Origin of the sequence: Anabaena sp. AL93 (assembly GCF_001672085.1) — a bacterium.
Lineage (GTDB): Bacteria > Cyanobacteriota > Cyanobacteriia > Cyanobacteriales > Nostocaceae > Dolichospermum > Dolichospermum heterosporum.
Map to the genome: position 1 here is coordinate 42904 of NZ_LJOU01000017.1, position 23834 is coordinate 66737.

A 23834-nucleotide genomic window follows, 5' to 3' on the forward strand; every position below is an offset into this window, starting at 1 on the left:
GCACCCCATCCCCAAGCTATAATTGGCTCTAGGAGGTAGTCCAGAACGACAAAAATTTACAGCCGAATTTGCTGAAAAATACATGAAACAGTGGCACAGTCCAAAATTAGATGATATTATCCAAGATCACCGTTTCAAGTTAGAACAAAAACGCAAAGATCTAATTGTCAAGACAGAACAATGGTTAGATGAATTTTCGCCAGAATTTGGCATAGATAAAGCCTACATTTTCGGTTCTGTAACCCGTGTTGGTAAATTTCGGCAAAATTCAGATGTTGATGTCGCAGTAGAAAATATCAATCCAGAAAAATATTGTTTAGCTATTAGCTTCCTGTCAACCTATTTAGAAAGAGATGTAGATATTATCAGATTGAATGATTGTCATTTTAGCGATCGCATTCGGCAAACAGGAATATTATGGAAAAAAACACCCTAATTATCTTCCAAACGGATGTCAAATATCAATTAACATTGAACTTTTCCTGGAAAAAATCAACTAGTTAACAGGAAGGGGGAGTAGGGAGTGGTAGAGATAAACTCAGCACTAAGCACAATGATGGAAAACATCACCACGGAAAACAGCAATCAAACTCTAGAAGAAAGAAAACAAGAGGCATTACAAACTGCCGCAAAATGTCAGCAAATTCTCCTAGAAAATGGAGCAAAAGAGGTAATATTATTTGGGTCTTTATCAGGAGAAAGTCCTTGGCATTGGCAATCTGATTTAGATTTGGCTGTGAGAGGAATGTCAGAAAAACAACAGTGGGAAGCCTATTCTCTTCTAGAAAAAATCACACCTAATTGGTTGAAAATAGATTTAGTAGCATTAGAAGAAATCCCAGATTTTGTCCGTTCTCGCATTCTCAAAGAAAAACCGATGCCTACTAATAAATATTTAGCACTAAAAACTCGGATCGAAGATGAAATGATGGCTTTAGAGCAAAATTTTCAAGCTTTAAATCAATTAATTACTCAAGCAGAAAGTATTCCAGAAATTGCTCTCACTCCTGCTTTATCTAGTTATATTTGTGATTTTTATACCGCTTGTGAGCGAATTAGTGAGCGAGTCGCTGTCACCCTAGATGGAGGAATGCCAAAAACACAGAATTGGCATGAACAATTATTATTACAAGTAGCAGAAGTTGGCGGAGAAAATCGTCCACCCTTATGGCAAGGTTCGTTGTTGTTACAACTAAATGATTATCGAAAATTTAGACATTTAGCACGTCATAGTTATAATCTGCAACTCCGCAAGGAAAGAGTATGGGAATTAGCAAACCAGATAGAATCAGTAATGGAAAAAATAAAAATAGCGATCGCCCTTTTCAATAATTGGTTAGAATCTCAAGTACAAGACACATAAATTCACAATTATTCAACTAAAACCGCGCTCGGTTCTCGCATACACAAGTATTCCTATGATTAAAAATTTTACCCAAAAAAATGTCAGTCAAACTCTAGAACAAAGAAAAAAAGAAGCATTGCAAATTGCCCAAAAATGTCAGGAAATTCTCCTAGAAAACGGAGCGCGAGAAGTAATATTATTTGGTTCCTTATCAGGTGAAAGTCCTTGGCATTGGCAATCTGATTTAGACTTAGCTGTGAGCGGAATGTCAGAGAAACAACAATGGGAGGCTTATTCTCTTTTAGAAAAAATCACACCCAATTGGTTAAAAATAGATTTGGTAGCATTGGAAGAAATACCAGATTTTGTCCGTCGTCGCATTCTCAAAGAAAACCCGATGCCTACTAATAAATATTTAGCACTAAAAACTCGGATCGAAGATGAAATGATGGCTTTAGAGCAGAATTTTCAAGCCATGAAAACAGCTTTAGAGCAAACAGACAATGTCCCAGAAGTTTTTGTCACACCAACACTAGCCAGCTATATTTGTGATTTTTATACCGCTTGTGAGCGAATTAGTGAGCGAGTCGCTGTTACATTGGATGGAGGAATGCCAAAAACACAGAATTGGCATGAACAATTATTATTACAAGTAGCAGAAGTTGGCGGAGAAAATCGTCCACCCTTATGGCAAGGTTCGTTGTTGTTACAACTAAATGATTATCGAAAATTTAGACATTTAGCACGTCATAGTTATAATCTGCAACTCCGCAAGGAAAGAGTATGGGAATTAGCAAACCAGATAGAATCAGTGATGGAAAAAATAAAAATAGCGATCGCTCTTTTTAATCAATGGTTAGAATCTCAAGCAAAAGACTTGTAAATTACCCCCCTTAGTCCCCCCTTGCAAAGGCTACGGTGTACACACAAGTTATCAAATCACCATTATCCTCAAATTACCCCACCCTAACCCTCCCCTTGCAAAGGGGAGGGAACTAATTTTTCCGGTTTCCCCCCAAAGCATCGGGGAGATTATAAAACCCAAACCCAAACCATCATAGCAAAAATCCAACAAGCGATCGCCCTTTTTAATCTTCAGAACACTGAAAATTAATCTTGAGTCTACTTCAGTAGACTTGAGCTATTAGACAGGGAATTAATTCCCTGGCTGGGGAGATTATGAGATAATCAGAAAGATGTGAATAAAACCCAAACCCAAACCATCATAGCAAAAATCCAACAAGCGATCGCCCTTTTTAATCTTCAGAACACTGAAAATTAATCTTGAGTCTACTTCAGTAGACTTGAGCTATTAGACAGGGAATTAATTCCCTGGCTGGGGAGATTATGAGATAATCAGAAAGATGTGAATAAAACCCAAACCCAAACCATCATAGCAAAAATCCAACAGGCGATCGCTATTTTTAATCTTCAGAACACTGAAAATTAATCTTGAGTCTACTTCAGTAGACTTGAGCTATTAGACAGGGAATTAATTCCCTGGCTGGGGAGATTATGAGATAATCAGAAAGACGTGAATAAAACCCAAACCCAAACCGTCATAGCAAAAATCCAACAAGCGATCGCTATTTTTAATCTTCAGAACACTGAAAATTAATCTTTAGTCTACTTCAGTAGACTTGAGCTATTAGACAGGGAATTATAATATAATAACTTAACACTGTTAGCGATCGCACCTCACTATGACAGTTCTACAACTCCGTCCCCCCAATACCCTACCTCGAATCACCTGGGAAAAACTACCAGCAGATTTTCCCCTACCAGACGAACCCGTGGAAAATAACCTTCAACCCCTTCTCGCTGCCGCCCTCAGAGAATCTCTAGAACTGGCAGGATTAATTCTAGAATCAATGCTGATTGCCTCCAATTTTGGTCTGTGTGCCACAGTGGATGACAAAACCATCGTCAAAGCACCTGATTGGGTTTACGTTCCTTCTGTCCATCCTCTACCGCCAGGAGAAATCCGTCGTAGTTACACTCCCCATAGCGAAGGAGAAAACCCAACCATTGTCATGGAATTTATGTCCGCAACCGAAGGAACGGAATATTCCATTAATTCTCATTATCCCTATGGAAAGTGGCACTTTTACGAACAAATTTTAAAAATTCCCACTTATGTGATTTTCCATCCCCAAACCGGAATTTTAGAAGTCCATAATTTGGTTAATGGTAAATACCAGCAAGAATCTCCAGATGAAAATCAGCGCTTTTGGATACGAGATTTAGACCTATTCTTGGGTGTATGGATAGGAAAAAAAGCCGAATTTGAGGGTTATTGGTTACGATGGTGGGATAAATCTGGAAATTTATTACTCTGGGGAGGTGAATTAGTTAATCAAGAACGTCAAAGAACAGAACAAGAACGTCAAAGAACAGAACAAGAACGTCAAAGAGCAGAACAAGAACGTCAAAGAGCAGAACAGGCAGAACAAAAAGCTGCTAAACTAGCTGAAAGACTGCAAGCAATGGGGATTAACTTAGAAGATATTTAAGAGTTCTTTTTTGTATCAGTCTTGATATAGCGGTATGCACTTGAATAAGATACAGTCAGTAAATCGCAAAACCCGTAGGGGCGCAGGGCCTGCGCCCTCAATTGATTGCATCCTCACGATAACCGCTATAAGATTCTTTCAAAATCAATCGCTTTGGCGATTTTTATGATCAAAATCGAAATTTTCTAGGTGTAAATCATGACTGCTCAATTGCCGAAGAAAACATTAAATCTCTATGATCAAGATTATCAACTTTGGCTAGAAACCACCGCTAGTCAATTGCGTAAAGGTAAATTAGCTGAGGTTGATTTATCTTATTTGATAGAAGAAATAGAAAGCATAAGCAGAAGTGAAAAAAACTCATTAACAAGTAATCTACAAATATTGCTTATGCACTTACTTAAATATAAATATCAGCCAGAGCAACGATCTAATAGTTGGCTGCTAACTATATTTGAACATAGAGATAGAATTTTAGAGGCTTTTGATGTTAGCCCCAGCATGAAACCATACTATCAAGAAAACTTGGATAGATGCTACGCCAAAGCCAGGAAAAAGGCTTCTTTGGAAACAGGACTACCTATTAGTTCTTTCCCATCTGAGTCACCTTTTACTAGAGAAGAAATCTTAGACGTTGACTATTTACCATAATAATACAACTACTCCTACAGAACAAATGACATATCCAAATACAAAGTACGAATACTTGTACAACAATAATCAACTTGGACATCATCATGCCTATATATTAAAACCACTTATAGAAATGATGTCAGAAATGCTACCCCCCCCAATAACAAACAAAAACCTCGGATTTTAGATATTGGTTGTGGTAATGGTAGCTTGAGCAATTTTCTAGCACAGCAGGGTTATGAGGTTGTTGGTGTTGAAGAGTCTGAATCAGGTGTAAAATTGGCTAATCAAACTTTTCCCGATTGTCGCTTTATTCAAGGTAGCATTTACGATTTACCATACTCCGAACTAGGAGACAACTTTGATATTGTAATTTCTATTGAGGTAATTGAGCATTTATTTTATCCTAAAGAATTAGTCAGAAGTGCTAAAAAATTCCTCAAACCTAATGGTGGTTTAATACTTACCACACCCTATCATGGTTATCTAAAAAATCTAATTATGGCAGCTACAGGGAAAATGGACAACCATTTTACCGCTCTTTGGGATGGTGGTCATATCAAATTCTTTTCTGTACCAACTATGACGGCTTTACTTAAATCAGAGAACTGTACAAATATCAAGTTTAAGTTTGCGGGTAGATTTCCCTATTTTTGGAAAACTATGTTGTGTTCTTGTAGTCTGTCAAATTTATTTTGACGGGGTTTTGGTAGTGCGGGCATCTTGCCCGCGTGAGCGAGACGCTCACACTACAGTCCATGATTTTTATCTTGACAAACTACTAGTACAGCACGGCGTAAATAAAACAACCATTCTCAATCACTAAAAAGCTTACGTCATATTATTTTTGACTTTTGACTTTTGACTTTTGACTTCCGCCTTGCGGTACTAGTACCATAGTTCAATAACAAGAATTTATTTGAATATCCTAATGTTAGAACAAATTACTCCCCTCATCCTTACCTATAACGAAGAAAATAACATTAATCGTACCCTGGAAAAACTTAAATGGGCAAGTAAAATCATTGTTATTGACAGTTATAGCACAGATAAAACATTAGGAATTTTGTCTCAATATCCTCAAGTAGAAGTATTTTCCAGGAAATTTGATTCCTTCGCTAGTCAATGCAATTATGGACTGTCAAAAATCCCATCAGAATGGGTATTATCTCTAGATGCAGATTATATATTAACCGATGATTTAATTCGGGAAATTACATCTTTACCAATAGAGTCAGATATAAATAGCTATAGTGTCAGGTTCAAATACTGTGTTTTTGGTAAACCCTTACGTGGTACTTTGCTTCCACCTCGCAAAGTCCTTTATAAAAGAGAAAAAGCAATTTATCAAGATGACGGACACGCCCATAAAGTGATTGTACAAGGTAAATCTAGTCAATTATCAGCATACATCCACCACGACGATCGCAAACCTTTGAGTCGTTGGTTATGGGCGCAAGATCGTTATATGGTAGTTGAAAGTAAAAAACTTCTAGAAACACCAGATCATGAACTTAGTTTAGGCGATCGCCTTCGCAAACGCAAAATCCTCGCACCTTTAATAATCTTCATCTATTGTCTCATCCTCAAAGGTGCTATTCTCGACGGTTGGCATGGCTGGTACTATACATTTCAGAGAGTTTTAGCAGAAATATTGCTGGGTATACATATAATAGAAGCAGAGAAAATAGATAATTAATTGGCTCAAATAACCTGCTCTTGATTACTAGGAGTTAGTCTGATGGTAAATACACTGGTTTTTGAAGTTTCCCAAGAAGAAGACGGCGGATTTGTTACTGAATGTCTCACCGAAGACATTTTTACCCAAGGAGATTCTTGGGAAGAACTCAAAGCCAATATTCGAGAAGCTGTTAAAGCTTTTTACTTTGAAGAATTGAACTTTCCAGTTATACACTTACATCTTGTCAAAAATGAAATTTTATTAATTCAATGAAAATACCCAGAAATCTGAAAGGTACAGATTTAGTGCAAACTTTGTGTAAAACGTGGGACTACAAAATTGTCAATCAAGAAGGAAGCCACATTATCCTGGAAACAGAAACGCCAAGTCATCACCGTCTTTGTGTTCCCGATCATAACCCATTGAGAGTGGGAACTTTAAATTCTATCTTAGGTGCTGTTTCCCGCCATAAGGGGATTAGCAAGCAAGATATTCTTAACGCTTAATCAAAAATTCTTAACCTCATCTTTACCTTGAAGCGATCGCCCAAATCAGATGATCACAGAAATCATTAGTCAGCGATCGACAAAGTCAGAATCACGGATTATAGGGATTAAAAGATTGGGCGGATTAGATTGTTTGCTATGATAAAAGTTACTAAAATCCGTGAAATCAGCGCAATCCGTCTAATCCGTGATTCAGACCTTTTTCCCCGCGATCGCCTTCGCAAAGGCAAAATCCTCACCCCTTTACAGCAGTTGCAGGTTGAATGCAATACAATTAAGGGCGCAGACCCTGCGCCCCTACAGGATTGGCGATGAAACTTTGTACCTCATAACAGCAGGAAGTGCTGTAATAATCTTATAGATAGGGATTAAAAGATTGAGCGGATTAGGTTGTTTGCTATGATAAAAGTTACTAAAATCCGTGAAATCAGCGCAATCCATCTAATCCGTGATTCAGACCTTTTTCCCCGCGATCGCCCTCGCAAAGGCAAAATCCTCGCCCCTTTACAGCAGTTGCAGGTTGAATGCAATACAATTAAGGGCGCAGACCCTGCGCCCCTACAGGATTGGCGATGAAACTTTGTACCTCATAACAGCAGGAAGTGCTGTAATAATCTTATAGGGATTAAAAGATTGAGCAGATTAGGTTGTTTACTATGATAAAAGTTACTAAAATCCGTGAAATCAGCGCAATCCGTCTAATCCGTGATTCAGACCTTTTTCCCCGCGATCGCCCTCGCAAAGGCAAAATCCTCGCCCCTTTACAGCAGTTGCAGGTTGAATGCAATACAATTAAGGGCGCAGACCCTGCGCCCCTACAGGATTGGCGATGAAACTTTGTACCTCATAACAGCAGGAAGTGCTGTAATAATCTTATAGGGATTAAAAGATTGAGCGGATTAGGTTGTTTACTATGATAAAAGTTACTAAAATCCGTGAAATCAGCGCAATCCGTCTAATCCGTGATTCAGACCTTTTTCCCCGCGATCGCCTTCGCAAAGGCAAAATCCTCGCCCCTTTAATAATCTTCATCTATTGTCTCATCCGCAAAGGCGGTATTCTTGACAGACTATTAGTAGATTCTGACCATGAAAAATTCAGAAAGTAGGGGCGCAGGGTCTGCGCCCAGAAACGATTCATCAATAACAGCATGAAATTTTGGCATATTTTTTTTAATTGGAAGTCTCTAACTTACTTTAAGCGATCGCCTTCGCAAAGGCAAAATCCTCACCCCTTTAATAATCTTCATCTATTGTCTCATCCGCAAAGGCGGTATTCTTGACAGACTATTAGTAGATTCTGACCATGAAAAATTCAGAAAGTAGGGGCGCAGGGTCTGCGCCCAGAAACGATTCATCAATAACAGCATGAAATTTTGGCATATTTTTTTTAATTGGAAGTCTCTAACTTACTTTAAGCGATCGCATACGCAAAGGCAAAATCCTCGCACCTTTAATCATCTTCATCTATTTAAGCTACAGATAGCTAGTTATTGAGTCGTCTTGAGACGACTTTTGCTATGAGATTGGGAATTCATTCCCAGTTAGGTTATAACCAGACTAAACAATTTTGGTTCTTCGGTTATTTTTATGGAAACCCTGGTTCAAAATCATTGAAAGCCCTATTGTGTAGGCATTTCATTGAAAATATGGAAATAATTGTTTATAACCCTTGTCCCGTAAGGGTTTTGTTATCATCAATCCTCAATCACCATAAAAGAGACGCAAGAGCCACAATTTTCTCATAAACTCATAAATTAATAAATCAATGAATATTCTCGGAATTAACGCCTATCACGGTGATGCTTCGGCTTGTTTAATCCAAAATGGTCAATTAATAGCAGCCATTGAAGAAGAACGTTTTAATCGAGTTAAACATTGGGCAGGATTTCCCACAGAATCTATCCGTTATTGTTTAAAAATAGCTGGTATTAGCGCCAAAGAGTTAGATCACGTTGCATTATCCTTTAATCCCAAAGCCAATCTCAATCGTAAACTCCTATTTACCCTCAAACAACGTCCATCATTATCATCGCTACTAGATAGATTTAACAAACAAAGCAAATCCTCCAATCTTCAGGAACAACTAGCCGCAGCTTGTAATTGTCAACCCCAGGAAATTACAGCACCTATCCATACCCTAGAACATCATACCACACACCTAGCCACCGGTTTCTTTATTTCCCCCTTTGAAAAAGCTGCTATTTTATCTGTTGACGGTATGGGAGACTTTGTAAGCACCTTGTCAGCAGCAGGAGAAGGTAATCATTTAGAATATTTCACGCGGACGCACTTTCCCCACTCTATTGGTTATTTATATAATGCCATTACCCTGTATCTAGGCTTTCCTGCCTATGGTGACGAATACAAAGTTATGGGACTAGCACCTTACGGAGAACCAGAATATCTAGAAGCCTTTAGAAAGATCATCTTTCCGAAAGGAGATAGTTTTGAACTAAATTTAGATTACTTTACCCACCATGAGCAGGGTATCGCCATGAAATGGGATAATGGCGCACCCACCGTTGCACCTTTCCATAGTCCAGAACTAGAAAAACTATTAGGCCCAGCAAGACAGGTAAATTCTGAACTGACACCCAAACATCAAAATATTGCCACATCCCTACAAGCCATAACAGAAGAAATCATTTTTCATTTACTCAATCAACTACATCAACGCTACCCTTGCGAAAATCTCTGTTTGACAGGTGGTGTAGCCATGAATTCCGTAGCCAATGGCAAAATTACCCAAAATACTCCCTTTAAAAATGTTTACATTCCTCTAGGGGCTGCCGATAATGGTACTTGTATCGGTGCAGCCTTCTTTATTTGGAATCAAATTCTCAAACAACCTCGTCAGTTTATTTTAAGTCATGCTTATTGGGGTTCTGAGTTTTCTGACGAAGAATGCTTATTAGCATTGCAATCTCACGATTTACAACCTAAAAAGCTTGAAAAAGCGGTAATGTTAAATCATGTTGTAGATGCCATTTGCAACGGCAAAGTAATTGGTTGGTTTCAAGGTAGAATGGAGTTTGGCGCAAGAGCATTAGGCAATCGTTCATTGATATCCGATCCTCGCCGCGCTGATATGCGAGATATAATCAATCTAAAAATTAAATTCCGAGAGAAATTCCGTCCTTTTGCTCCCAGTATTCTGGAGGAATTTGTTGGAGAATACTTTGAAATTGATGAACCAGCCCCCTTTATGGAGAAAGTCTTCAAAATTCGCCCCGAAAAAAGAGAAAAAATCCCCGCTGTGACTCATGTAGATGGGACTGGAAGGTTACAAAGTGTGAGCCAGAACACTAATCCTCTTTACTGGGAATTGATTAATACATTTTACCAACGTACTGGTATTCCCCTGCTTCTAAATACATCTTTGAATGAAAATGAACCTATTGTGAGGACACCGCAAGAAGCTATCCAATGTTTTTTGAGGACCAATATGGATAGCCTAGTTTTGGGCTGTTATTATGTGGATCGGAGTTCTATAAAATGCTGATTTCCATCCTAGTACAAAACGGCGTAAATAAACCAACCATTCTAAATCCTCCAAAAGCCTATGCTGTCTTCATTTTGACTTTTGACTTTTGACTTTTGACTTTTGACTTCCGCCTTGCGGTACTAGTCTCTGCCTTACACCCACAACAATTTTTAACGCCAACTTACTTGCATGATTTCTGGTATCTCACTTAATTGCATATCGCTATAATCAATAAATTTTAGTAGTTAGTGGTTATCAGCGTTTGAAATTGCTAGACTATGACTCATCCAGGTAAAAAACAGTTAAGTAATTGGACAAAAATATTTACAGTCATTGCGAGCGAAGGGAAGCAATCACAACCCTTTCGATTGCTTCATTTCACTTCGTTCCATTGGCAATGACATTGTGTAATTAATTCTGTCTCACTACTTACACATCCTTGGTTATTCACCGCAAAAGAACCTATGCTTGACCAAATTACAAACGATAAAAGCGCTCAGAATAATACCACTCCTGTTTCTACATTATTTCCCAATCCCACATTTTCCCAATTTTCAGAAGAGGCTAGTGATTTTAACCTCAAGTCCTTTCTTGGTCTTTTACAGCGCCGAGCAATTATCATCATAGGGGTTGCTTCCGTTGCTATGGGTGGTGTTACTTATACAACTTTTCAACAAATACCAATTTATGAAGGCAACTTCAAAATATTAGTTGAACCTGTTAATAGTGACTCTGAACTAGGGAAAATTGACGTGGGACTCGCTAATACACTTAGATCATCTGGACTAGATTATGAGAGCCAAATTCAAGTTCTCCAAAGTCCAGAACTGCTGAGAGATTTTATTAAAGAAATACAAAAATCTAATCCTGATATTGATTATAATACCATTTCCCAAGGGTTAACTATTCGTCGCTTGGGACAATCAAAAATAATCCAAGTTAACTATAAAAGTGATAATAACCAAAACATTAAACTTATATTAGATCCTCTGGCTGATTTTTATTTAAAATATAGCCTCAACAAGCGACAAACAAAGCTCCGTCAGGGAGTTCAATTTGTGGATTCAAAACTACCTGAAATCCGAATTAGGCTAGGACAGTTGCAAAAAGAAATGCAAATGTTCCGCCAAAGATACAATTTTATTGATCCAGAAAACCAATCTCAAGTAGTTTCTTCGCAAATTCAATCTTTGACACAACAAAGACTAACTATAAATCAACAGTTAACCGCTGCCAGAGCTACTTATGACAGGCTACAGAGACGTGAAGAACAGTTAGCAATTCTCAATACTGCCCCTCTTTATCAAACCCTAATTGGTCAACAACGCCAATTAGATATCCAGCTATCTGGAGAATTAACTCGTTTTCAACCAGATAACCCAGTTATCCGCACCTTAGAAGAAAAAAGATCCAACCTTTTACCTATTATTGAGGCAGAAGCAGCACGCACTATTAATATCAGAATATCTGAAGCTACGGATCTAATTAAGAAAATAGAAGTAGACAATCAATATATAGTACAAGCAGAAAAACAACTGCAATTGAAATTAGACCAGTTGCCAGTTTTGTCTCGGCAATATGCTGAAATCCTACGGAATTTACAAATAGCCAATGAAAGTTTAAATCGCTTTTTAGCTGCTCGTGAGCAATTGCAAATACAAGTAGCTCAAACAGAACTACCTTGGGAATTAATCCAAGCAACTAATAAGTCTCTATATCCAATTTCTCCAGATATTCCCCGCAGTTTGATGTTGGGATTTGTGGCTAGTTGTTTATTAGGACTAGGTGCTGCTACTCTGAGAGAACAGACTGATAATACCTATCACAGTGTTGAAAATGTCCAGGATAAGATAGGACTGCCTTTATTAGGATCTCTTCCCTTTAATAAAAACTTAGTTCAGAATCGATCTTTAAACTTGACAAACAAAAATCAACAACCAGAAGTAGTTGTAGACCCTCTTCTCGTAAATGATGAACCAGCTAAAACTTCTGCTCGTAGACCTTCCCGATCAAGCTATTATTATGGACAGGGATCATTTTGGGAATCTTTACAAGTTTTATATAGTAATATTCAACTGCTTAATTCTGATAAACCAATTAAGTCTTTAGTTGTTTCCTCTGCTGTCCCTGGAGATGGTAAAAGTACGGTGGGATTTAGTCTGGCAAAAACAGCCGCGATTATGGGGAAAAAAGTATTACTTGTAGATTGTGACCTCCGCAAATCCAAGGTTCACAAACTCTCAAAATTAAATAATCTCTGGGGACTAAGTAGTTTAATTTCTTCAGATATAGATGTCAAGCAAGTAATTCAAGAAATGCCCGAACTTAAGGGTTTATCTGTGATTACGGCAGGTCCCGTACCACCTGATCCGGCGCGATTACTCTCATCAGATAAAATGATTCAACTGATGGACTATTTCTCTGATAATTTTGATTTAGTGATTTATGATACTCCTCCTTTGTCAGGATTAGTAGATGCTAGGCTAGTAGCAATTAATACTGATGGTGTCATGTTAGTTATCAGAATTGATAAAACAGATAAATCAGTCGTCAAGCAAGTTGTTGATACGCTAAAAGCATCTCCCATCAATTTACTAGGAACGGTAGTCAACGGCGAGAAATTCCGAGGACTCGGATATAATTACAATTACAGATATAGTTCATATTACTATACTAAGGGTAAGAGCTAAACACGGGTGAGATTTAAACTTTTGCCAAAAACCCACAACCCAACTGGGAATGAATTCCCAGTCTCATAGCAAAAGTCATCTGAAGATGACTAAAAGAACTAGAAATTTTTCTCGTTTTCTCGTTCCCATACTCTGTATGGGAATGAATTCTAGAAGGCTCTGCCTTCTATGAAAACGGAGGCAGAGCCTCTGTAATAGCATTCCCAGTCAGAGACTGGGAACGAGATATCATCAGGATTTGAGCTTAAGTTGACACCATTAAGCTTTTGCTTTATCCCTATGTTTAGAATCAAACAATCAAGCCGTTTTGAGTATAAGCAGTTCTCATTGGTGTCAACTTAACGTAAAACCCACAACCCAACTGAGAATGAATTCCCAGTCTCATAGCAAAAGTCATCTGAAGATGACTAAAAGAACTAGTACACTGCGGCTTAAGTGAATGAACCATTTTCAAACCTTGTAATCAATCAAATTTTCGGAGCTTTTAATAGTCATATTATTTACGCCAGGCTGTACTAGTAGATTCTGACCATGAAAAATTCAGAAAGTAGGGGCGCAGGGTCTGCGCCCAGAAACGATTCATCAATAACAGCATGAAATTTATTTACCTCAACCCGTAATAGCTATTAAGAATGGTTGCTTTATTTGCGCCATGCTGTACTAGAAATTTTTCTCATTCCCATACTCTGTATGGGAATGAATTCTAGAAGGCTCTGCCTTCTATGAAAACGGAGGCAGAGCCTCTGTAATAGCATTCCCAGTCAGAGACTGGGAACGAGATAAAAATAAATTACCCAATTTTGTGGGATGGGCAAGATGCCCGTCCTTGATGATTAGCAGGCAAGATGCCCGCACCACAAGAAACTTTTGGGTATTTTTTTAAGATGCTTCGTTTCGCTACACTCAGCATAACAAAACAGGATCATTTATTTTGCGGCTTACTCTTAGTAAACTTTAGCCATTAGCCCGGAAATTCATAGGTGGGACTGTTGGCCAAACAAATAAAGCCTTGACAAATATGGGCAGGAGGAGAATCGAACTCCTATGACCTCACGGCCGCCGCATTTTGAGTGCGGTGCGTCTACCAATTCCGCCACCCGCCCTTGGGTGTAACTTTACCATTATAGCCTATTTTTTTAGTTTGGCAATAGGTAATTAGATCTAATTTAGAAACTTTTTGGGAAATTTCCAGAAACGGATTCCGGTAAAATCTACCAATTCCGCCATCCGCCTGGGGATGGAGATTCACCTTTGTAATTAATCCCCTGATTTTGCACTAACTTTTGGTACTCCTGACTACCTGCCCAACGGTCAATTTCCCTGGCTCGTAGTACGGGGACAGGATGGCTTAATTGGGCTGTGCGGGCGGATTTGACCATTTCCCCCAATTCGGTTTTGCTAATGTCATCATAGGCGCGAGCTTGGTCTACAAAGGCATCTAAATTGAGTTGAGGCGCTAAACTGGGAGAACCACCTGCTAACTTCATTAATACTGACATGACAACTTTTGGGTTTTGAGTAGCTAACAAAGCGGCGCGATCGCAGGTAAACTCAGCACAGCGAACCCATTCTAATAATTGTGACTGAATAGCTTGAGCCAAGACAGCGCCGACATTTGGGACAATGGCAGCGGCTAAAATCAATAAATTCACAGGTGTTAAATACACACTATGATCACACTTGAGATGACCTAATTCATGGGCAATTACAGCCTGTATTTCTTCAGGTGTAAGAATCTCAATCAAGGATGTATGAATGACCACAAAAGGCTGCTTACCGCGCATAGCAAAGGTGTAAGCGTTGGGGGCTGGGTGTTGACGCACATATAACTGAGGTGGATCAATATCCAGAATTTGACAAGCTTCCAATAGTAACTTGTGTAAATCAGGAAGTTGTTTTTCTCCTACCAAAATACTAGAAGCGATATTTTCCACATAAAAAACCTGTTCAGCCATTGGACCTAGCAAATTCCGCACCATCATATCTAAACCGGGAATTTGTTTGAGGGTTTTGGTGGCTTCCAAGTCCAGAGGATGACGGAATGAGTCTGCTTTTAAGCCTGTGAGTGAGGTTTTGAGTAAGGACATAGTATTTAAATTAAGAGAAAATGTGAATTCTAATGTTTTTGACATAACAAAACCCAAGATGACCGAGGATTTTGTTGGGTTTGTAAACTTGTTCTGGGGTTAGGTATTTCATCTTTCGGTTAAATACGATTAACCCCAGTATACTACGTTATTTTGAGATTAGAGAGTTTGGCGCAGACCCTGCGCCCCTACTTTCTGAATTTTTTATGGTCACGTCAAATACTTCTGCAAAACATTGATTTATAGAATGTCGGACTTGGTTACAGGTAATGTCGGGAATCCATGCGGCTAAACTGCTGACTGGTTTATCAACAAGGCCACAAGGAATAATTTGCTTGAATCCTGTCATGTCTGGACATACATTTAAGGAAAAGCCGTGCATAGTAATCCATTTACTCACTTTTATGCCGATGGCGGCAATTTTGTATCCTTCTAGCCAAACTCCGGTAAAACCAGGAATCCGTTCTCCCTTTAAGTCGTAAGTTGCTAAAACGCGAATTAATACTTCCTCAAGTTGACGCAAGTACCAATGGAGGTCTTGACGGTAATGACGCAAGTTTAAAATGGGATAACCTACCAATTGTCCTGGACAATGATATGTGACTTCGCCACCTCTTTCAATGCGATGCACGTCATAAGCACTTTTGTCAAGATTAAATTTTATAAATTCTGGGTTTGCTCCTGTCCCCAAGGTGTAAACGGGGGGATGTTCTAGTAAAATTAGGACATCATCTAGTTCTGGGTTGTGAATACGCTCTGCAACTAGCGATCGCTGCCACTGATGAGCGGTTTCATAAGGCATTACGCCAACATTATATAGTAAACAACGGTACGGGGTTAATTGAGTGCTAGGAATCATCAGTGCATAAGTAAGGGGGAAGAGGCAAGAGGGAAGACACCCGATAAGGGACTTCCAGGAAATAAATTATCCCAATAAATAAATGAACAAACGAACCACAGAGGCACAGAGAACACAGAGAGAGAAGAAATAGGGAGGGTTTTTGCGTTAGTTTTGGGACATTTTTTTATTTGGAAGTCTCTAAGTAAGTGGGCGTTAAAAAATGTAAAAATATAATATAAACCTAACCCCCCAACCCCCTTCCCTACCAGGGAAGGGGGAGTCAAAGCCTCTCAATTCCCAAAAATATAGCGAACAAATGTCAAGCTATGCAAAGGATCTTAAAGGAACATCAAGGAAATATACTTTAGAACTCACAAAATGCTAGTTTAAATATATAACCTGAATGGGTGTTAGACGAGGAGAGCATTCAGCTAAGACAATACCAACTAATTTACTGACTGGCGGCAACTTAAAAATTTATTTGTATCAATCAGGATCAAATTTCCCAAAAGGGTTGTATTCTCTATACAATAGTGAAAAAGACTGGGGGACGAAAAAAGGCGGGGACTCCTATTTTGGTAAAGTTCCATAGAAGTAGGCGTTTAAAAGGACCATATCTCAAGCAGCCTAATTCAATAGTTTTGCTTAAATAGCCAATTGCTTAACAACCAGTTGGGAAACAAGAGGATAAATAAGCGCCAACTTGAAGATGCAAGAAGTGTTAAAAATGCTAAAAAACAATGTCTTAGGGATGGGTAACAATTTGTGTCGGTGGCAGTGATAGGCCTGACCGCAATTTCTATTCCTAACTGAAAACATCACATATAATATTGAGCGGGAGAGTTTACATGAAGCTTGTCATCCACGGTAAAAATATTGAAATCACTGATGCAATTCGTGAATATGTGCATCAAAAGATTGAAAAAGCAGTTAGTCACTTCCAGAACATCACCAATGAAGTGGATGTCCATTTAAGCGTAGCTCGCAATCCCCGAATAAGTACGAAGCAAGCAGCAGAAGTAACTATTTATGCTAATGGTAGTGTTATCCGTGCGGAGGAAAGCAGCGAAAGCTTATATGCAAGTATTGACCTAGTTGCAGATAAAATTGCTCGGCAATTGCGGAAATATAAGGAAAAAAGGCAGGATCATAAAACTCAACCTATATCAACTAACGAAGTAGTAGCACCAGAAACTGTTGCAGCGGATTTAATAGGCGATCGCACCGCTGAATTACCCGAAGAGGTTGTTCGTACCAAATACTTCTCTATGCCGCCAATGACATTGGCTGAAGCGCAGGAACAACTACAATTGGTGGGTCATGACTTTTATATGTTTCATAATGCCGAAACAGGTGAGATTAACGTCATTTATGAACGTAATCACGGCGGTTATGGAGTCATTCAACCCCGCAATAACGGTTATTCCAACAACAGAAATGGCAAATCTGCTAATGTTAATGTTGCTGTAGCAGAAAAATCTCACTCCAAATAAAGTCTGATTAAATTCTTTATATGTAGAGACGTTTCATGAAACGTCTCTACTAGTACCGCAAGGCGGAAATAAATAGACCATTCCAAACTACTGGAAAGCTCATTGTATATTCGTTTTGACTTTTGACTTTTGACTTTTGACTTCCGCGAAGCGGTACTAGTCTGTCAACCCGAAAATGACGGGTGAAGGCAAGCAGGGGGAGAAGAGAGGCAGGGGGTAAAGCACTGCTGATATGTGTCAACTTAAGCTCAAATCCTTACCACATCTCGTTCCTAGTCTCTGACTAGGAATGCAGTTGATGAGGCTCTGCCTCTAATATCATTGAAGGCAGAGCCTTCTAGAATTCATTCCCAGTCAGAGACTGGGAACGAGATGAAAGAGAGTTAGATCCCCGACTTCTTAGAGAAGTCGGGGATCTTATTTTATTTATGCTGCTAGTTGTTGCAGGGTTTTTAATGCTTCTTCAACGTGGCCTTTAAAGTTCAACATAGAATCAAATACATATTGAACAATACCATTTTGGTCAATTAGGTATGTAACTCGACCGGGAATAAAACCAAAAACGGCAGTTGCGCCATATTGTTTTCGGACTTTATCACCTTGATCACTTAAAAGTGTAAAAGGTAAATTGTATTTATTTGCAAACCTTTGATGAGATTCCCTAGAGTCACCACTCACACCAATAACTTCAGCACCAGCGGATTGAAACACTTCATATTGATCTCGAAAAGCGCAAGATTCTACAGTGCATCCTGGTGTATCATCCTTGGGATAAAAATAGAGGACAACGGATTTTTGACCCCGAAAATCTCCCAAACTGACATTTTTGCCATTTTGGGCAGGTAGACTAAAATTAGGAGCGGTATCTCCAACTTTGATAGACATATTAAAATTATTAATTAGAGAGTGTCAAGATTTGGAATTGCCAGTGTATTTACGTTTAGCCCAAACACCAATACCAAAAAGAATTGTACTACCTAATATTGGTAGGGTATCAGTTTCCCAAGGAACAGCCTGAATTTGAGCATTACTTAGGGTGAGAGTTGATTGACCTGTTGAATCATTAACGTCAACAACCCCAATACCAACATTATAACTTCCCGGTGAAGTGAAGGCATAGCTATAAGTACCATTATTACCAGTTAAGGGTTGAATATTATTGGCAATCGTTACAAAAGCTTGATCTTGATCTGTGCTTGTGAAATTCCAGTTGAAGCTAAACACATCTCCATGGTTGATGTTACTAAAGGTACTTTTAATAGCTGAACCATAATAATTGTTCGGGATAGCAGCGTCCAAATCGGTCGCATTGATACCTAGCAATTCCTCGAAACTACCAGTACCACCACCCGTTTGAACTTGATTCGATGAACCTGAGTAAATAACTGTGTTGTTACTAGTAACATCTCCAAGGGGGTCAAAGGTGTTTAAATTAACGAAGTTAATAGAGTAAGCAGGAGCAGAGATTGCCATGGAAGTGATACCAGTGGACAAGGTTATGCCGATACTGACCAGAGGTTTTTTAAGTTGAGTCAACATAGAGATCCTGATAGAAAATGTTAAAAGACAAAGTTACCAACGTTATTTAACTGGGTGCTAGTGATGTTATCAACCTGAAGGAAGTTCTTAAATATGGCACTACCTGAAATCCCATCCCGATCAATTTGCAGAAAGGTACTACCAGTATTACTACCTGTTCCGGCTACAAACCTGATGTATTTATCCGCAATAGGATTAGTGCCATTATAACTAATACTACTGACTAATTTAGTAAGAACAATTTTGTCTCCTCCCACAGTAAAATCCGTAATCCGTTGTCCCACATCTCGAAGATCGGTAAACACGAACAAATCATTACCCGCACCTCCGGTAATGGTTTTTGCCCCTGGACCGCCTATAATGTAGTCAGAAACAGCAGTTCCTACAATTGGGTTACGTCCATTGTTAATTGAAGGATTACCAATAATTTCATTGAGATCATTAACACCAATAGTTAATTGTTTTTCATGACTTAACCCCCCTTGGTCTGTGGTTTTGACAAGGATGCTGTAACTACTCTTAGTTTCAAAATCGGGAGAAGCATTAATTTTCAGTTGATTACTACTAATAGTAAAGAGATTATTATCCGTGTCTCCCGCACCACTTATCAGAGTATAGGTGAAAGTATTACCCGCATCAACATCCGTCGTGCTGAAGTTTCCAATTACAGTCAGAGGGGCGACATTTTCGTTAATATTGGTATTGCTAAGGGTTAGATTTGTTGGGGTTTCGTTAACATTGGTAACACCAATAGTTAATTGTTTTTCGTAACTTAACCCCCCTTGGTCTGTGGTTTGGACACGGATGTTGTAACTACTCTTAGTTTCAAAATCGGGAGAAGCATTAATTTTCAGTTGATTACTACTAATAGTAAAGAGATTATTATCCGTGTCTCCCACACCACTGATCAGAGTATAGGTGAAAGTATTACCCGCATCAGGATCTGTGGTGCTGAAATCTCCAACCACAGTCAGAGGGGCGACATTTTCGTTAATATTGGTATTGCTAAGGATGAGATTTGTTGGGCTTTCGTTAAGATCATTGACGTTAATAGTTAATTGTTTTTCGTAACTTAACCCCCCTTGGTCTGTGGTTTTGACAAGGATGCTATAACTATTCTTAGTTTCAAAATCGGGGGAAGCATTAATTTTAAGTTGATTGCTACTAATGGTAAAGACATTATTATCCGTGTCTCCTGCACCGTTTACCAGGCTATAGGTAAATAATGTGTTACCTGCATCAGGATCTGTGGCGCTGAAATCTCCGATTACAGTCAGAAGATCAACATTTTCGTTAATACTGTTATTGCTAAGGGTTAGACTTGTTGGGGGTTCGTTAAGATCATTGACGTTAAGAGTTAATTGTTTTTCATAACTTAACCCCCCTTGGTCTGTGGTTTTGACACGGATGCTGTAACTATTCTTAGTTTCAAAGTCGGGAGATTGATTAATTTTTAGTTGATTACTATTAATGGTAAAGAGATTATTATCAGTGTCTCCCGCACCACTGATCAGAGTATAGGTGAAGGTATTACCCGCATCAGGATCTGTGGTGGTGAAATCTTCAACTACAGTCAGAGGGGCGACATTTTCGTTAATATTGATATTGCTAAGGGTTAGATTTGTTGGGGTTTCGTTAACATTGGCAACTTGTATATTCAGTGTAGAGACAGTTAAACCTCTCAGAGTAGTCGTCGCAGGTTCCCCAAAATTATCGTGGGCTGTAATCTGCACCTCATAAATATTATCTTGATTACTATCAATGGGATTTTCAAAATCAGGAATACTATTAAACGTGAGTTGACCCGTTGTAGGATCAAGAGTAAATAAAGATTGATCCACTCCCCCTGTAATAGCAAAGGTTACAGTATCTTCTGGATTAGGGTCAGAAACTGTGAGAATAATATTATTACTATTTTCTAGAAAAGCCCCTGGGGTGGGAATCAGGGGTGCATTATTTACATAATCATCGGTAAAAGCCAAGCCCGATAGATTAGGAATCAGGACAAAATCTGAAGCGGTAACATCTGCTTTGGCTAAAAAATGAAGAGTAGCAAAGGGTTCTAGTTTATCAACACCTATTGCTTGACCGAAATCAAATGCAGGTAAAGCACCCGCTTCTAAATCGCCAATCCGCCCAAGAGTGTTATCTAAATTACCACCAAAAACGGCGGGAAAGTTTGAGGTAATAACTTCATCAGGGTTAAAAGGATCATCCAAAGATTCTAGAATACTTGGATTCCATTGTATGGAAGACAAAAAACCAATTAATCCGACTGCATCACTACGGAAGTCACCAACTAAAATTTGTGCATAGAAACTGTTTCCAGCCATAACGCTATCAACAGCATCGCTGATAAGACCGTCATTATCAGCAAATAGTTGGATTTTAATACTGAATGCCATAATATTTTCTTCGACTTGTCTAAATGAATTCTGACAATAACTGTACACAACGGTGTCTTGACACTCTGCGGACTGAAGACACCTTAATTTATTGAGGTTTTCGGTTTATCGAGCAAGCCCTAAGTAATAGACATCTCCGGTAAAGATTGTAGAGACGTTCCATGGAACGTCTCTACAATGGTTTCAAACCACGCCCATTTAATTTTCGGAGATAGTCTAATAGGCAGGGAATAATTTCAGGAGTTAAGAGGTTGTTTGAAAAGTTTTAGGTTGTGATTTTAGGCACTTACAGATCCCCCCTAACCCCCCTTAGCAAGGGGGGAACTAGAGTCAAAGTCCCCCTTTTTAAGGGGGATTTAGGGGGATCTGAAAATATTTGATACACCATGAGGGACTTTTCAAACACCCTCTAAGGGAACACCAAAAAATAAATTACCCAATTTTGTGGGATGGGCATCCTGCCCGTCCTTGATGGTTAGCGGGCAAGATGCCCGCACCACAAGAAATTTTTGGGTATTTTTTTAATTGGAAGTCCCTAAGTAGACACTGAGAACTTAAACTGACAATTTCAGTTTGATGTCAGCAGTCAAAGCACTTGCATCAAGGGTATTAATCAACCCATCACCAGTGATATCAGCAGTGCCATCAAAAATTCCCTTGTTAAAGTTTGTTCTTGCTTGGTTCAGTGAACCTAAATCACCGGTATTAACTTTGCCATCATAGTTGATGTCTGAGTTAAAGGTGGATTTACCGGACAAGGCAACCTCGTATTGAGACCAATTAGGAACGTTGGTAAACAATACCAGACCATTAGCAACATTAAAGTTTTCCTTAGCTACCAAAGGATCATAGGTCAAGTTAACCCGTTGGCTCGAACCCGCATTCAGGAACAGGTCTTTATCCCCTGACAAATCCAGATTCACAGTAACCCCGCTGACATTAATCTGAATATCCGAAACTACCAGAACACCTGACCCCGTATTGGTGATGTCAAAGTATTTGGTGGTATCAGCATAATTGGGGCGGACATAATCGCTGTCTTGGAAGTTCTTACGGAACTTGGATAGTTCTGTTGTGAATTTGATACTAGAATCATTGGCATTGCCTGAATTATCAGTAATAGCCAAACCTGGAATCACAAGATCAGCTTCGTAGTATTGGCTGAAGTAGGAATCATAAGTATACCCATCTGCTGTGTAAGCATAACCGTATTCTGAGCCTAAACCAGAGCCGCCGCCATAGCTATAGAGATTGGTGGTCTCACCGTAGAGGGTGTCACCATCAGTGTAGCTGGTGACATAGACACGATTGTTGTAGGAACTATCCGTTGTTCCAGCGCTCACTGAGTCAATGGTATAGTAGCCAGTATTTCCTGTCTCATTGGCATAACCATCCAATACTTGACCTGCTGTATAGGTTCCTGCTAAAGCGTAGCCGTAACCACTATAACTATCGCCATTACCGTAGGTGTAGGTGTAGTTGAATAGTTGGTTCTGGATGTCAGCTTCAGCGGAGTTGCTGAAGTAGGGGTCGGAACTATAGCCATTTGCGTCATAGGCATAGCCAGATTCCGAACCAAGTCCCCCATAGCCATTAACACCCTGCCAATCATGGGACACATTGGTTGTTGTTCCATAACCAGTATCGCCATCGGTGTAGCTGGTGACATAGACAAGATTGTTATAGCCTGCGTTAGTATTGCCTAACTCAACCGAGTCAATGGTGTACTGTCCGCTCTGCCCCGCACCAGGATAGGATTGAGGCTGACCAGGATACTTAGCAAAGGTCGTATTTAATAAGGTTTGACCGTCTGAAGTATTGACAGTAAATTCGTCTGGACCAGCAGCAAAAGAACCATTCCCATCCCAACTGTTTATAATAAACAAGTCAAACTCTACGGTGACGCTACCGTTTAGAGCGACATCATTGAGCGCTAGGCTCACCGTATCGTTACCAAATTCACCGAGGAAATTGCGGGAACCAACAGGAGTTGTGGAACGGGTCGAGCTTGACCAACCAGTTACGGAATCGCTTTCAAAGTCATTGGAGTAATTGAAACCACCAGCAGTCACTTTGACATTATCCAATCCCCAACTTTCATCAGTGATTTCCTGTAGGCCAGAGCCTATAAAATTCAGGGTTAGGGCATCGGATACATTAGTAAAGGTATAGGACAGGTGGTAGACTGAATCACCGACCCAATTATAACCAAGAGTATTGTTTTCAACCGCTCCTGTACCGCCAGGATAAAGATTGGTTTCGTTAGCAATGCCGCCAATGGTTTGACCTGCTGTATAGGTTCCTACTGCTGCGTAGCCATAACCACTGTAACTATCCCCATTACCATAGCTATAGGTGAAGTTATATTTCTGATTAGCCAGAATATCAGCTTCAGCGGAGTTGCTGAAGTAGGGGTCGAAACTATAGCCGTTTGCATCATAGGCATAACCGTATTCAGAGCCTAAACCAGAGTAACCCGCTCCGATATTAAGATAGCCTGCTGCACCAAAACCAGTATCACCATCGGTGTAGCTGGTGACATAGACGTGGCCGTTATAGAAACTATCTAAAGTAGTGGAAGCAATGGAGTCAATGGTATACTGTCCTGTATAGCC

21 protein-coding genes, 1 tRNA gene and 2 pseudogenes are annotated in these 23834 nt (G+C 39.4%); 17 read left to right on the top strand and 7 right to left on the bottom strand.

Annotation, left to right across the window (positions count from 1 at the left end; genetic code table 11):
- Positions 1 to 22 precede the first annotated feature (22 nt).
- The 16 genes and pseudogenes from AN486_RS06450 (at position 23) to AN486_RS06525 (ending at position 12854) form a co-directional block, all read left to right on the top strand.
- Positions 23 to 436: a nucleotidyltransferase family protein gene (locus AN486_RS06450; protein ID WP_290599698.1), complete on the top strand. Its 414-nt coding sequence runs from the start codon at positions 23 to 25 to the stop codon at positions 434 to 436.
- Positions 437 to 553: 117 nt separating this feature from the next.
- Positions 554 to 1363 (top strand): nucleotidyltransferase family protein, encoded by an 810-nt coding sequence (locus AN486_RS06455; protein WP_290599699.1) that lies wholly within the window; start codon positions 554 to 556, stop codon positions 1361 to 1363.
- A gap of 55 nt (positions 1364 to 1418) precedes the next feature.
- Positions 1419 to 2228: a nucleotidyltransferase family protein gene (locus AN486_RS06460; RefSeq protein ID WP_290599700.1), complete on the top strand. Its 810-nt coding sequence runs from the start codon at positions 1419 to 1421 to the stop codon at positions 2226 to 2228.
- 820 nt (positions 2229 to 3048) lie between these two features.
- A complete protein-coding gene (locus AN486_RS06465) occupies positions 3049 to 3858 on the top strand; it encodes a Uma2 family endonuclease (RefSeq protein WP_290599702.1) in 810 nt (269 codons plus the stop codon).
- 198 nt (positions 3859 to 4056) lie between these two features.
- Positions 4057 to 4509, top strand: a complete 453-nt coding sequence (locus tag AN486_RS06470; protein WP_290599703.1) for a DUF29 domain-containing protein — start codon at positions 4057 to 4059, stop codon at positions 4507 to 4509.
- Positions 4510 to 4680: 171 nt separating this feature from the next.
- Complete coding sequence (locus AN486_RS06475) at positions 4681 to 5190, top strand: bifunctional 2-polyprenyl-6-hydroxyphenol methylase/3-demethylubiquinol 3-O-methyltransferase UbiG (RefSeq protein ID WP_290599719.1); 510 nt, start codon at positions 4681 to 4683, stop codon at positions 5188 to 5190.
- 232 nt (positions 5191 to 5422) lie between these two features.
- Positions 5423 to 6190 carry a glycosyltransferase family 2 protein gene (locus AN486_RS06480; protein WP_290599704.1) on the top strand — a complete coding sequence of 256 codons (768 nt, stop codon included), beginning with the start codon at positions 5423 to 5425 and terminating at the stop codon, positions 6188 to 6190.
- A gap of 42 nt (positions 6191 to 6232) precedes the next feature.
- Positions 6233 to 6445: a type II toxin-antitoxin system HicB family antitoxin gene (locus tag AN486_RS06485; protein ID WP_028084054.1), complete on the top strand. Its 213-nt coding sequence runs from the start codon at positions 6233 to 6235 to the stop codon at positions 6443 to 6445.
- Positions 6442 to 6678 (top strand): type II toxin-antitoxin system HicA family toxin, encoded by a 237-nt coding sequence (locus tag AN486_RS06490; protein WP_290599705.1) that lies wholly within the window; start codon positions 6442 to 6444, stop codon positions 6676 to 6678. The genes AN486_RS06485 and AN486_RS06490 overlap by 4 nt, the downstream gene beginning before the upstream one ends.
- A gap of 138 nt (positions 6679 to 6816) precedes the next feature.
- Complete coding sequence (locus AN486_RS06495; RefSeq protein ID WP_190384638.1) at positions 6817 to 6993, top strand: hypothetical protein; 177 nt, start codon at positions 6817 to 6819, stop codon at positions 6991 to 6993.
- 84 nt (positions 6994 to 7077) lie between these two features.
- On the top strand, positions 7078 to 7254 hold the full coding sequence (locus AN486_RS06500) for a hypothetical protein (RefSeq protein WP_290599706.1): 177 nt from the start codon (positions 7078 to 7080) through the stop codon (positions 7252 to 7254).
- An 80-nt stretch (positions 7255 to 7334) separates the two neighbouring features.
- Positions 7335 to 7511, top strand: a complete 177-nt coding sequence (locus tag AN486_RS06505) for a hypothetical protein (protein ID WP_290599707.1) — start codon at positions 7335 to 7337, stop codon at positions 7509 to 7511.
- Positions 7512 to 7663: 152 nt separating this feature from the next.
- Positions 7664 to 7744 (top strand): annotated as a pseudogene (locus tag AN486_RS06510) (glycosyltransferase family 2 protein); the annotation flags it as partial.
- 124 nt (positions 7745 to 7868) lie between these two features.
- Positions 7869 to 7961, top strand: a pseudogene (locus AN486_RS06515) (glycosyltransferase family 2 protein); the annotation flags it as partial.
- 484 nt (positions 7962 to 8445) lie between these two features.
- Complete coding sequence (locus AN486_RS06520; RefSeq protein ID WP_290599708.1) at positions 8446 to 10182, top strand: carbamoyltransferase C-terminal domain-containing protein; 1737 nt, start codon at positions 8446 to 8448, stop codon at positions 10180 to 10182.
- A gap of 446 nt (positions 10183 to 10628) precedes the next feature.
- A complete protein-coding gene (locus AN486_RS06525; RefSeq protein ID WP_290599709.1) occupies positions 10629 to 12854 on the top strand; it encodes a polysaccharide biosynthesis tyrosine autokinase in 2226 nt (741 codons plus the stop codon).
- A gap of 1019 nt (positions 12855 to 13873) precedes the next feature.
- Here the strand turns inward: AN486_RS06525 and AN486_RS06530 are convergent.
- From AN486_RS06530 to lipB, 3 genes are all read right to left on the bottom strand, one after another.
- Positions 13874 to 13957 (bottom strand) — tRNA-Leu (locus AN486_RS06530).
- A gap of 108 nt (positions 13958 to 14065) precedes the next feature.
- Positions 14066 to 14941 (bottom strand): M48 family metallopeptidase, encoded by an 876-nt coding sequence (locus AN486_RS06535; protein WP_290599721.1) that lies wholly within the window; start codon positions 14939 to 14941, stop codon positions 14066 to 14068.
- A gap of 148 nt (positions 14942 to 15089) precedes the next feature.
- Complete coding sequence (gene lipB / locus AN486_RS06540) at positions 15090 to 15800, bottom strand: lipoyl(octanoyl) transferase LipB (protein WP_290599710.1); 711 nt, start codon at positions 15798 to 15800, stop codon at positions 15090 to 15092.
- Positions 15801 to 16630: 830 nt separating this feature from the next.
- Between lipB and raiA the strand changes: the two genes are divergently transcribed.
- The gene (gene raiA / locus AN486_RS06545; protein WP_053538084.1) at positions 16631 to 17275 is read left to right on the top strand and encodes a ribosome-associated translation inhibitor RaiA; all 645 of its coding nucleotides are present in this window, start codon (positions 16631 to 16633) and stop codon (positions 17273 to 17275) included.
- A gap of 426 nt (positions 17276 to 17701) precedes the next feature.
- On the opposite strand, the gene AN486_RS06550 is transcribed toward raiA, so the two are convergent.
- From AN486_RS06550 to AN486_RS06565, 4 genes are all read right to left on the bottom strand, one after another.
- On the bottom strand, positions 17702 to 18160 hold the full coding sequence (locus AN486_RS06550) for a peroxiredoxin (RefSeq protein ID WP_053538083.1): 459 nt from the start codon (positions 18158 to 18160) through the stop codon (positions 17702 to 17704).
- A 24-nt stretch (positions 18161 to 18184) separates the two neighbouring features.
- Positions 18185 to 18748: a PEP-CTERM sorting domain-containing protein gene (locus tag AN486_RS06555; protein WP_290599712.1), complete on the bottom strand. Its 564-nt coding sequence runs from the start codon at positions 18746 to 18748 to the stop codon at positions 18185 to 18187.
- Between the two features lie 86 nt (positions 18749 to 18834).
- Complete coding sequence (locus AN486_RS06560) at positions 18835 to 21219, bottom strand: cadherin domain-containing protein (protein WP_290599713.1); 2385 nt, start codon at positions 21217 to 21219, stop codon at positions 18835 to 18837.
- Between the two features lie 554 nt (positions 21220 to 21773).
- On the bottom strand, positions 21774 to 23834 hold a 2061-nt coding region (locus tag AN486_RS06565; RefSeq protein WP_290599715.1), incomplete at its 5' end, for a dockerin type I domain-containing protein.